The sequence below is a fragment of the Paenibacillus sp. FSL R5-0378 genome (genome assembly GCF_038009285.1).
GTDB lineage: Bacteria > Bacillota > Bacilli > Paenibacillales > Paenibacillaceae > Paenibacillus_AQ > Paenibacillus_AQ favisporus.
The window spans coordinates 1775152-1787289 of sequence record NZ_JBBPAY010000001.1 but is presented as its reverse complement, the minus strand read 5'-3'; the positions used below and the strand labels follow the sequence as shown (position 1 = coordinate 1787289).

At 47.5% G+C, this 12138-nt stretch carries 11 protein-coding genes; 2 read left to right on the top strand and 9 right to left on the bottom strand.

What is annotated here, in order from left to right:
• Positions 1–138 precede the first annotated feature (138 nt).
• A complete protein-coding gene (locus MKY74_RS08215) occupies positions 139–2151 on the bottom strand; it encodes an NACHT domain-containing protein (RefSeq protein ID WP_076174915.1) in 2013 nt (670 codons plus the stop codon).
• A 493-nt stretch (positions 2152–2644) separates the two neighbouring features.
• Positions 2645–2887, bottom strand: a complete 243-nt coding sequence (locus tag MKY74_RS08210) for a hypothetical protein (RefSeq protein WP_144025510.1) — start codon at positions 2885–2887, stop codon at positions 2645–2647.
• 274 nt (positions 2888–3161) lie between these two features.
• On the opposite strand from MKY74_RS08210, the gene MKY74_RS08205 reads away from it, so the two are divergent.
• Entirely contained in the window at positions 3162–3734 is a 573-nt protein-coding gene (locus tag MKY74_RS08205; protein ID WP_144025512.1) for an Ltp family lipoprotein, read from the top strand.
• A gap of 503 nt (positions 3735–4237) precedes the next feature.
• Here MKY74_RS08205 and groL read toward each other — a convergent pair.
• The 7 genes from groL to MKY74_RS08170 all read right to left on the bottom strand — a co-directional run bounded on the left by groL (position 4238) and on the right by MKY74_RS08170 (position 9603).
• Positions 4238–5866: a chaperonin GroEL gene (groL, locus tag MKY74_RS08200; RefSeq protein ID WP_076174923.1), complete on the bottom strand. Its 1629-nt coding sequence runs from the start codon at positions 5864–5866 to the stop codon at positions 4238–4240.
• 92 nt (positions 5867–5958) lie between these two features.
• Positions 5959–6240, bottom strand: a complete 282-nt coding sequence (gene groES, locus MKY74_RS08195; RefSeq protein ID WP_076174926.1) for a co-chaperone GroES — start codon at positions 6238–6240, stop codon at positions 5959–5961.
• A 370-nt stretch (positions 6241–6610) separates the two neighbouring features.
• Entirely contained in the window at positions 6611–7384 is a 774-nt protein-coding gene (tatC, locus tag MKY74_RS08190; protein WP_084204165.1) for a twin-arginine translocase subunit TatC, read from the bottom strand.
• A gap of 96 nt (positions 7385–7480) precedes the next feature.
• Entirely contained in the window at positions 7481–7738 is a 258-nt protein-coding gene (locus MKY74_RS08185; RefSeq protein WP_076175208.1) for a twin-arginine translocase TatA/TatE family subunit, read from the bottom strand.
• A 218-nt stretch (positions 7739–7956) separates the two neighbouring features.
• Positions 7957–8442 carry a MogA/MoaB family molybdenum cofactor biosynthesis protein gene (locus tag MKY74_RS08180; RefSeq protein ID WP_076174928.1) on the bottom strand — a complete coding sequence of 162 codons (486 nt, stop codon included), beginning with the start codon at positions 8440–8442 and terminating at the stop codon, positions 7957–7959.
• 80 nt (positions 8443–8522) lie between these two features.
• A complete protein-coding gene (gene moaC / locus MKY74_RS08175) occupies positions 8523–8996 on the bottom strand; it encodes a cyclic pyranopterin monophosphate synthase MoaC (RefSeq protein ID WP_076174931.1) in 474 nt (157 codons plus the stop codon).
• Positions 8977–9603 (bottom strand): 5-formyltetrahydrofolate cyclo-ligase, encoded by a 627-nt coding sequence (locus MKY74_RS08170; RefSeq protein ID WP_244169415.1) that lies wholly within the window; start codon positions 9601–9603, stop codon positions 8977–8979. The genes moaC and MKY74_RS08170 overlap by 20 nt, the downstream gene beginning before the upstream one ends.
• 192 nt (positions 9604–9795) lie before the next feature.
• Between MKY74_RS08170 and MKY74_RS08165 the strand changes: the two genes are divergently transcribed.
• Positions 9796–11760, top strand: a complete 1965-nt coding sequence (locus MKY74_RS08165; protein ID WP_076174937.1) for an ABC-F family ATP-binding cassette domain-containing protein — start codon at positions 9796–9798, stop codon at positions 11758–11760.
• The last annotated feature ends 378 nt before the right edge of the window (positions 11761–12138 follow it).

Here is a 12138-nt window from a genome sequence, read left to right as displayed (position 1 = left end):
CTCTTGCACGGATTAGAACTTCGCCTATTTTCACTTGCAATCGCCGTAAAAGTGATTTTTTGGGTGATTTTCATGACATCAACCATAAATAAGTTACAATGCTATACACAACCTTCTGTATATGGGGGTTCTCAGTGATCAATCAATTTCGAATAAACTTTCTTCAACAATTGAACTATGTAGTTCAATTTTTTCTAGGTATGCCTTTGCTTCCTTTAAATCCAAGTAAAAATCATACTCAAAATTTGTTGCAACAAGGGTATTGATTCGTTTTTCAATTTCTTCTTTACTTAATACCGCTAAATCATCCATATATGAAATAATACATTCACCTTCACATTGTTCTTCGTTTCCCAATAACTTACTGCTACTATATTCACGAATTAAATTAGACTTTTTATTAATTAAAATATTAATAATTGTTATTTTATTTGGCTCATTGGTAAATTGAAACTCTGGTAATATATAGTCCGGAAGGGGGGTATTCCCCTCATCATTTTCATCGCTATTTGTGATAATTGCGTACCTACTAGATATAGTATGCAGATCAGATCCAACTTTATGTCTGATTTCTCCCGTACTATCTTTATAGCGATCATCACCGAGGGGAATGTTATCACCTTTGTAAAAAATACGCAAATAAGTGTATTGTTTATATTGCAATTCGAGTTTATCTACGATTGTAGTGTCACCAAGAAAATTTAAATAATCGTTTATTAAGGGTTTTATTATTACCCTGTTGAAAGCTTCTTGATCAATATCGTAGAATATGTCCAGCACATTTTCGTAAAAGGTAATGTTCTTACTTTTGTATAACTTTAACAATACTTCATCCTTTTTTGAAGTACAGTCACTGTAAATAAAGGAAGCTGAAAAGTACTCCATGAATGATTTATGAGCCCATTTATAACTTAACCCATCCTGCACGATTAATGGTACGGATTCAACCAAATCTCTAAAAATATCGGAACTGTCAACTTCTTCAAAATACACGCTCTTTTGGGCTCGTTCAATCAAATTAATTAATTGATCTTTGCTAAAGTCTATTTTATTATTACTTAGGCATCGAAAAGCAAGATTTCTTAAAAACTTGTGAAAGCTTTCTCTCGATAGCTTGGAATATTTTTTTCTATTCCACCCCCCCTTAGAGTAATCGTGATCCTCGAATAGTGCGTCGTATACTTTTCTATAAAATTCACTTTTATTAATAGGAATATCCCTCTTGTACCGGTATGTAATATAGATGAAAGACACAAGCAAGGGATTCCCTAAAAAATACTTTAAATCTTTAAATGTCTTTAATTCCAATGCTTCTTCACAATGACTTATTAAATCATTTGAAATTTGAAATCGAGTTCTTTTATCATATTTTTTAAACATTTCGAAAGATTCTGGTGGCCTTAAATTCTTTATTTCAAATTTTTGGAAATCCCCGAAACTAACAAGTGATGGATCAGGTCTTGATGTTATAAAAAAATAGTTGTTTCCACTTGCCTTTCCTATAAATTCTTGTAGTTTATCTGTAATCCTTTCTTTTATAGCTGAAGGAATTTCATCGTATCCATCAAATAAGAAAACGAATCCACCATTATTGAAAATATCATCCAATAGTTGACCATCATTAATTTTTTTGACCGAGTTTACACTATTAAAAATAAATTCACTGAGATCATCATCTTCTGTTAATTTCCTCAATTCAAGAAAAATGGGTATGCCGTACTTATCTTCAATACATGATATAAATAATTTTTTCATTAAGGTCGATTTACCCATTCCAGCTTGATCTTCAATTATGATTTTTTTATATTTATTAGCCATTTTACCAGGAAAAGAGTTAACTCGAACCTCGCTGTTATGACTTTCTTCTTTTCGTAGAGTTAAAGGTTGATAAACATCATTTAAGTTAATTTGCTTATTTCCCAGAGCTAGTATATTTATAGAACTATGAATTTCGTAAGACTTCAATATGTATTCTTGAAATAAATCTGCAATACTATTCTCTATATTATTTTTCTTTTTACTGTGAGAAAAAGACTTCTTAAGTAATGGGAACATTATTTGATTAAAGAAGACTTGGACGAATTGCTTAGCACTTTCACTTGCCATAGCATTTATTAGTTGCGTTCCTAATTCCGTGTTATTACTATTCAATTTAATTCGACACCTTTCATCATTAATTGATTACCCAAGTAATAGTTAATCACCTAAAATCAGCGTTGATTGGTATTGTTATAATTCATCCCCTAAACAGCTTATCGTTTTTGTTGTCATCGTTGTTTGACTCACAACAAGCATGACATGAGTTACACTAGAATTATAGCCAATACGCATAAGAATGATGCTCAATAATAATTGCCCAAAGACACTGCAAAAAGCGACTAATTTAGAATCCTCTATTAATACGATTTTACTATACGATAGAATAAATTGTCCCCTATAATCTTCAAGAATCAACCATAATTTTCTTTGACTATATCATTTTCCCAAAATATAATTACATAGTCCTAGTCTCTTTATCCTAAACGGTAGAGTGTGTGACAATAAATTTATAAGGGGGAAAATGAATGCTTTTGGTAAAAGCATTCAAGAGAACAACCATTGTCTTGATGGTTTGCCCCTCCAATAATCGATCCCGCGGCTTATGTTAGGGCTTTTGGTCGTGTTTGCCCCACTCTCTCACGCTTGTAAAACTACGACTTGTTCCACCCACATAGAATTCGTCTCCGATCTTCACTGCGAAGTCTGTGATTTCAACGTTTTTCCCGCTGCCGATCATTTCTTGGCCGGTAAAGACGGCCACAGGAATTTTCTCTATAATGGCTGTATTGAAATGAATCGAGGAAGTCAATGGTTTCATTAAACTTTTGCTCTTTTCATCTCGTTTCACCTATCTACCATATTCTCCATATTTCGTTGATGGGTTCCATCCTTTGGATTGGAATCCTTTTTTCGAGCGGTTTGTATGGATATATTTACCTAGGTCTGGTAGACTATACTTGTTTTTTTAATAATCTTAGGGGGAAACGAAAATGTGGGCTGCTATCGGTTTAATTAGTACACTGGCTTGGATTGTATTGCTTGTATTAGGGATAATTGCTTTAGTCAAAAAAAATGGAAAGGCAAAAAAGTGGCTGTATTCAGCTCTGGCATGCTTCGCCATTATGATCATAGCTGTAATAGCGGATCCTGGTACCGAAACAGAAACAGCAAGCGAAAAGGATACCGGTGTTAAAACGGAAGCAATATCTAAAGCTGTTGACGAAGCTAATACACAGAAGGCATTACAAACATCCAAGGAAGCTGCAGAACAAGAGGCCAAGAAAGCTGACGAACAGAAGGCGAAAGAAGAAGCTGAAGCGAAAGCGAAAGCTGATGCAGAGGAAAAGGCAAAGGCCGAAGCTGAGGCAAAACAGGCAAAAGAGGATGCTGTCCCAAGGGAATATAAATCTGCACTAAAAAAAGCAGAGTCATATGCGGAAACTATGAGTATGTCAAAGGCAGGCATTTACGATCAATTGACTTCTGAATATGGAGAGAATTTCCCTCCAGAAGCCGCTAAATATGCTATCGATAATATTGTATTCGATTGGAAAGAAAATGCATTAAAAAAAGCGAAATCGTACGCAGAATCAATGAATATGTCAGATTCGGCTATTTACGATCAATTGATTTCAGATTACGGTGAAAAATTTACTAAGGAAGAAGCGAAATACGCGATAGATCATTTAGAATAAGATGCCATATGACTACAAAAAACGGCAGCAAAAAATCATTGCCGAAAGTAAAAGTATCGATCCTGATTATCATGACGCAAATTTTGTTTTCTGTCGGGAAAATGGTTATCCATTTATCCAGAATAACATTTTGATTCGGATGAACAGGCTACTCCAAAGAACATCGATAAAAAAAAGGCCACCCCTCATATCTTCAGACATACCCATATCAGCATGCTCTCAGGCTGAGGTGGACCTTAAAACGATTATGAAGCGCGTCGGGCATGATGGCCCTAAGACAACTTTAAAGATCTAGACCATGTCACAGAGAAGATGAAAAAGGATGCCAACGAGAAGATAAGGGTCCATTTCGGTGACATCCTGAATTTCCAGTTTGATCAAGCCAAAAAACCAACGCCGTGATTTTTGCAAGAAATGTGATTATTTCGTGATTTATATGAGAAAAGGCTCCCTCGCGGGAGCCTTTTCTCTTTACTGCTATATCAGGCTTTGGGAGCCTTATATTACATCATGCCGCCCATTCCGCCCATGCCGCCCATGTCTGGAGCAGCAGCCTTCTCAGGCTCTGGCTTGTCGGCGATTACGGCTTCTGTTGTCAGGAACATAGCCGCAACGGAAGCTGCGTTTTGCAGCGCGGAACGTGTTACTTTCGCAGGGTCAACGATACCTGCTTCGAACATGTTCACCCACTCGTCTGTAGCCGCGTTGTAGCCGATGCCCACTTTTTCTTTCTTCAAGCGGTCCACGATCACGGAACCTTCTTGACCAGCGTTGGCAGCGATCGTGCGGATTGGCTCTTCGAGAGCGCGAAGAACGATGTTCACGCCTGTCTTTTCGTCGCCAGTCACGTCAACAGCAGCTACCGCATGGTATACGTTCACGAGAGCTGTACCGCCACCGGATACGATACCTTCTTCAACCGCAGCGCGGGTTGCGTTCAGGGCGTCTTCGATGCGCAGTTTGCGCTCTTTCAGTTCGGTTTCGGTTGCAGCACCGACTTTGATAACGGCTACGCCGCCGGCCAGTTTAGCCAGACGCTCTTGCAGTTTCTCTTTGTCGAACTCGGAAGTGGTTTCTTCCAGCTGCGAACGGATTTGGGAGATACGAGCGTTGATGTCGCTCTTCTCGCCGCTTCCGTCAACGATGGTTGTGTTTTCTTTCGTTACGCGCACTTGACGGGCGTTACCCAGTTGCTCGATGGATGTGCTCTTCAGATCCAGGCCGAGCTTCTCGGTGATCACTTGGCCGCCAGTCAGGGCAGCGATATCCTGCAGCATCGCTTCGCGACGGTCGCCGAAGCCAGGAGCTTTAACGGCTACCGCGTTGAACGTGCCGCGCAGTTTGTTCACGATCAGCATCGCTTGAGCTTCGCCTTCGATATCTTCGGCGATGATCACAAGCGGTCTGGCTTGTTGAACGATTTTTTCAAGCAGCGGCAGGATTTCCTGCGTGTTGCTGATTTTCTTGTCAGTGATCAGGATGTATGGATTTTCAAGCACAGCTTCCATTTTATCCGTATCGGTGATCATGTATGGGGAAATGTAGCCGCGGTCGAACTGCATACCTTCCACGACTTCAAGCTCTGTAGCGAATCCGCGGGATTCTTCAACGGTGATTACGCCGTCCTTGCCCACTTTTTCCATCGCTTCGGCGATCAGTTGGCCCACTTCTTCGTCAGCTGCGGAAATGGAAGCAACTTGAGCGATTTCTTGTTTCCCTTTAACTTCGTTTGCGATGTTCTTCAGCTCGGCAACTGCCGCTTTAACCGCTTTGTCGATCCCTTTGCGGACAACCATTGGGTTAGCGCCTGCAGTTACGTTCTTCAGACCTTCGCGGATCATGGCTTGAGCCAGAACTGTAGCGGTCGTCGTACCGTCACCGGCTACATCGTTGGTTTTGGTTGCTACTTCTTTAACGAGCTGAGCGCCCATGTTTTCAAAAGCGTCTTCCAGTTCGATTTCTTTAGCGATCGTTACACCGTCATTAGTAATGAGCGGGCTGCCGAATTTTTTCTCCAGAACGACGTTGCGGCCTTTAGGTCCGAGCGTCACTTTTACAGCGTTAGCCAAAGCGTCTACACCACGCAGCATGGAGCGGCGTGCGTCTTCACTGAAACGGATATCTTTTGCCATGTTGATAAAAACCTCCCATAAATGATATAGATGTTGCTCATATGTTCAGGCTCTTCGCCGAAAATTCAATCCTCGCCGGATCAAAAAGTCGCTTAGCCTACGATTGCATGTATGTCGCTTTCTTTCATAATCAAATATTCTTTACCTTCATATTTGATTTCTGTTCCGGCATATTTGGAGAACAACACACGGTCGCCTTCTTTGACTTCCAAAGGAACGCGTGCCCCGTCTTTAACGGCTCCGCTGCCAACAGCGATAATTTTGCCTTCTTGCGGCTTTTCCTTGGCGGAGTCCGGAAGGACAATCCCGAACGAAGTTGTTTCCTCTTGTTGGATTGGTTCTACCAAAACGCGGTCACCCAAAGGTTTGATCATGAAAAATAGCCTCCTTATTTAGTATGTTGTGCTGCGGTTAAAGTCTGGTTGACGATTCTTGTTAGCACTCGACAACGTTCAGTGCTAACAACCACTTTTATGATACTCAACTTGGGAACAGATTTCAAGTCCTCTTTGAAGCATTTTTCTAAGAACTTTACACTTTTCATAGCACCCCCGCCGAACCCGTCCCATCCTGCACCGGACAAGCCTATCACAGGCCTCTGCAGCGAATAAGACACCCTCCATCATTGTATCCACCGGAATCCGAAATATGCCGTTTTCCGTGATTTCTGAAAAAGAAATGCCGTTTTCGAAGAAAAGAAAAAAGCATCCTTTTTCCGTCCAGAAAAAGAATGCCTGTGTCCTCTTATTGCGGTTCGGCCGGGAACCGGTATCTGGCCTCCACCGCCGCATCCGCGGCCAGCTGCTTGCGGTACACGATGGAGGATAAAAACACGCTGAACTCATACAGCACGAGCAGCGGAATCGTCACGAGAAAATCCGAGATGAAATCCGGCGGCGTAATGACGATCGCGATAAATACGAGGGCGAAATAGGCGACCTTTCGCATTTTCCGCAGCCGCAGCGGGTTCAGGATCCGCAGCTTGGTCAGAAACATGACGATGATGGGCAGCTCGAACAGCAGCGCCACCGGTACGACCAGCGTAAACAAAAAGCTGAAGTATTGGGAGATGCCGTACGTCTCCTTCAGTCCCATCGACTCGGTCACCTGGGTCGTAAAGCCCAGCGCCATCGGGAATACAACGTAATAGCCGAAGGCAAGTCCGGCCAGAAACAGCAGAAATACGTAAGGCACATAGCGCAGCGCGGCCTTGCGTTCCACTTCGCGGAGCCCCGGGCTGACGAAGGCCCACAGCTGGTACGCCGTAAACGGAATCGTCGCCACAAGCGATACGATCATGGCGATCTTCATGTACATGCCGATCCCGTCCCAGAAGGAAAATGCGTGCAGCTCGAAATCCTTGGCCGAGTCGACGCTGATCAGGTACTGGTAGATGGGATTGGCGCAGACCAGGCCGACCACAAGCCCGAGCACGAGCACAACGAGGACGTAAATGATCCGTTTGCGCAGCTCGCCCAAATGCTCGACGATCGACATTTCTTCCTGTTTTTCCACGATGAGGTCACCTTCCTTCGCTTTAAGCCTTCCGGACAAAACAAAATCCCTCCCCGCAAGGAAGGGATGGATATGGACTGCCTGGATTTCTCCCCGAAATCACTCCGGCAGGCGCTTATCTTGGGCAGCGCTGCTCTGCACAGGTGCAGGCTGCTGCGTTTCGCTTGCGGCCAGCGGCTTAGGCTCGCTCTTGCGCGGCGCCTGATCGTCTTCGCCGATGATATCGCGGGCACCGTCCTTGAACTCGCGGAATGTGCGGCCGACGGCCCGTCCGAGTTCAGGGAGCTTGTTGGGTCCAAACAGCAGCAATGCCAAAATGACCAGCAAAATAATGCCTGGCACACCGATTCCACTCAGCATATGGTATTCTCCTCTCTGTACTTTACTCTTAACCAAAATCCGGATATGTAACACACCGTGTCCGAGTAAAGCAGATCATTGATGGATGTTTGCATTCGATTGGGCTTGTTCACAGCTATGACATAAAATTGCCACATCGCCATCATACCATATCACGGATCATTACAATATCAAATAAGTGTGACAATTTTGAAAAAAGTCAGGTAAATGCTGGATTATTGGCGGTATTGCCCGGTCACCATCAGCAGCGCTTCCGGCAGCTGATCCATAATGGCCGCCAAGTGCTCGTGCACGCCCTTGGGCGAGCCCGGCAGGTTGACGATCAGCGTCCGTCCGCGGATGCCGACAATGCCGCGGAACAGCATCGCCGCGCGGTTCTTCTGCATGACGGTCGCCCGCATGGCCTCCGCGATGCCCGGCACCTCCCGCTCGATGACCCGGCGGGTGGCCTCCGGCGTTACGTCCCGGATCGCCAGCTCCGTACCTCCGGTCGTGAGCACCAGGTCCGCCTGGAAATAATCGGTTAACTCAATGAGCGACGCGATAATATCATCCTGCTCGTCGGGAACGATGCGGTATTCCACGATCTCCCCGCCCAATTCCTCCTCCACCAGCTCCCGGATGACCTGTGCGCTCGTATCTTCACGTTCACCTCGGGCTCCCTTATCGCTTGCCGTCAGGATCGCTGTTCTCCACACCATAAGATCACCCCTCCTCCTTTAACCCTAAGTTCTTATCCTTGTGAACCGTCTGATCTGAGCAGGTCCTTCTTCGACTATACTCAAGCTTCGCGGCTGTAGTCGCCGCTCTTGCCCCCGGTCTTGGATTCCAGCCGGGTCGGACCGATGACCATATCCTTCTGCAGCGCCTTGCACATGTCGTAGACCGTCAGAGCGGCAGCCGATACGGCGGTCAGCGCCTCCATTTCGACACCGGTCTTGCCCGTAGTCTTCACAGTTCCTTCTATATAAAGTTCATCATTTCCGTTATCGCTGAAATGAATATCAATGCCTGTCAGCGGCAGTGGGTGGCACATCGGAATGATATCCGACGTTTTCTTCGCCGCCATGACGCCGGCAACGGAAGCGACGGCGAGCACGTCTCCTTTGCCGATCCGCCCTTCCTTGATGCGCGCCAGCGTTTCCGGCGCCATCGTGACCGTCGTGCGGGCCACCGCCGTACGCGAGGTGACGTCCTTCTCCGAGACGTCTACCATTTTGGCCCGGCCTTGTTCGTTAAAATGCGTCAGATCCATCGTCAGCCCCCTTGTTCATCGTGTATATCCCTTGGTCGGTTATGAGGACCTGAAGACGGGCGTCGTTCTCGTCCATGGGGACGCGGTCCACGACCTGCGGCACAAAACCAATCCCGGCCCACAGAGGCATGATACCACCCCCGGCCGCAGCGCTCCATCGTTCGTAAAGCCTGTCGTAGTAACCCGCACCGTACCCGAGTCTTCCACCTTCGTGATCGAAAGCGAGACCGGGCACCAGCACCGCATCCGGCAGCATCCCGTCCTGCTCAGCCTGCACCCGCTCGGGGTCCGGCTCCAGAATGCCGTATGCGCCGGCCTGAAGCTCGTCCCACCGCCGCAGCCGGTGAATCGTCATGGAACGATCCCCTGGATGGCAGCGCGGGACATACACATCCACGCCCCGAAGCCAGGCCCGCTCGATCAGCGGCCGCGTGTCCAGCTCGCTGCGGAACGGAACGTACACCATCACGCTCCGGCATCCAGCCGCTTCCATCCACGCCGATGCATGACGGCAGGCCTGATCGGAAGCGCGTCTCCGCTCCTCTTCCGGCAGACCATCCCGCACCTGCCGCATGGCAAAGCGAAGACGCGCCTTCTCTTCTTTCATCCAAGCCGCCCCCTGTGGCATCCAACGACGCTTTCGATTTTCAGTCCTGCATCCGTAGATTTGCTCTTATCTTACCACTGTTGCTTCTCTTTCGCCAAGATTGTCCCGAAGTCCTGCACTGCAAGTCGCGCATTCTCAGTATTTCATGTAAACTGATCTTATTAAGATGATAGATGGAGGTTGCAACGTCACATGCTTCTTCAAGCGAGCGGAATCAAAAAATTATTCGGTATCACTCCCGTGCTGGAAGGCATCAACCTGCAGGTTCAGGAGAGGGAACGTATCGGCCTCGTCGGCGTCAACGGCGCGGGCAAGTCGACCCTTCTGCAAATTTTGGCAGGGGAAATGTCCTATGACGGCGGGCAAATTTATAAATCGAAGGAAACGACAATCGGGTATCTCGCCCAGAACAGCGGGCTGCAATCCGACCGTACCATTTGGGAAGAAATGCTGGATGTGTTCACCCCTTTAATTGAGACGGAAAAAGAGCTCCGGGTGATGGAGCAGCAGATTGCCGATCCGGCGGTCATGGATAATCCGAAGAAATACCAGGATCTGCTGGACCGTTATGCTTCCCGTTCGGATTGGTTCAAGGACCACGGAGGCTACGAAATGGAAACGCGGATCCGCAGCGTGCTGCACGGCATGGGCTTTGGCAGCTTTGCGCCGGAGACACCGATCGCCACGCTCAGCGGCGGGCAGAAGACGCGGCTTGCGCTGGCGCGCATCCTGCTGCAGGCCCCGGATCTGCTCATGCTCGACGAGCCGACCAACCACCTGGACATCGCGACGCTGACCTGGCTCGAGGATTATTTGCGCGCGTATTCCGGATCGCTGCTGGTCGTATCCCATGACCGGTATTTTCTGGACCGCCTCGTGACGACCATCGTTGAGATCGAGCGGCATCAGTCCAAGCGGTATACGGGCAATTACAGCCGGTATATGGAGCTCAAGGCGGCCGAGTATGAATCCCAGATGAAGATGTATGAGAAACAGCAGGACGAGATCGCCAAAATGGAAGCTTTTATCCAGCGCAACATCGTCCGCGCATCGACCACCAAACGGGCCCAGAGCCGGCGCAAAGCCCTCGAGAAAATGGACCGGATGGACAAACCGCTCGGCGATTTGAAGAAGGCCCACTTCTCCTTCGAGGTCGAGTACATGTCCGGCAAGGAAGTGCTGCAGGTGCGGGACTTGTCCGTGTCGTTCCAGCCGCCGAAGGCGCTGTTTAAGGACGTATCCTTCGATCTGCGCCGCGGGGAAACGGTCGCGCTCATCGGGCCGAACGGGATCGGCAAATCGACCCTGCTCAAGTGCCTGATCGGAACCAGCCAGCCGCAGACCGGAGCGATCCACTGGGGGACCAAAGTCAAAATCGGGTATTACGACCAGGAGCAGACCAACCTTAATCCTTCCAATACCGTGCTCGAGGAGCTTTGGAGCGCCTACCCGCACATGGAGGAAGCCCGGATTCGCACCGTGCTCGGCAACTTCCTGTTCAGCGGCGAGGACGTGCTCAAGAAAATCGCTGCGCTCAGCGGCGGCGAGAAGGCTAGAGTATCGCTGGCCAAGCTGATGCTGCTGGAAGCCAATATGCTTATACTGGACGAGCCGACCAACCATTTGGATCTCTTCAGCAAGGAAGTGCTGGAGTCGGCTCTGATCGATTACGAAGGCACCCTGCTGTTTATTTCGCACGACCGGTACTTCCTGAACAAAATGGCCGAACGCATTATTGAGCTTCATCCCGAAGGGACCGAGCATTACCTCGGCAACTATGACGACTATGTGGCGAAAAAGCAGGAACTGGAGGAACTCAGCCAAGAAGCGCTTGAACAGGCAGGTGGAGCCGGAGCGAAGAACAGCCCCTCCAAACCGGAGGCAGCAAACGATAACAGCGATAAATCCGGCGTATCTTCGTTCGAGGCCGACAAGCAGGCCAAGCGCGAAGAGCGGAACCGGCAGCGCAGGCTCGCCGCGCTGGAGGAGCAGATCCAGAGCCTGGAAGAAGAAATTTCGGAACTTGACGCAGAAATGGCCAAGCCGGAGGTTTACCAGGACTACGTCGCCCTGCAGGAGCATCAGCAGCAGCAGGAGGAAAAGAAAAACCAGCTGGAAACGATTTATGCCGAATGGGAAACATTGGCCGCGGAGTAAGCCGATTTTCCGCAAATGGAGCCGGCGGAAGCTCCAATGTTCGAACTTTTGTCAAATTTACAAAAAAAGTTTTGACGTTAAGATTCCACTTATTCACAGCCTTATCCCCAAAAAAAGTGCATAACTTCCAACAAAGGATGGCCTTAAGGGCCATTTTTTGTTGAGCAAATGCGCCTCTTTGTAAAATATCCATCTTTATCCACCAAATTATCCACATTATCCACAGTTCCCACAGGAAACCTGTGAAAAACCTATCCCCTATTTTCACCCCCCAATAAACCAGCGATTTCATTAAGAAACAGGTGGTTGTGCACAATTTCGGTGGAATATGTGGATAACCTTGTCCACATCTTGACAAGGACCAGGTCCTAAGATATA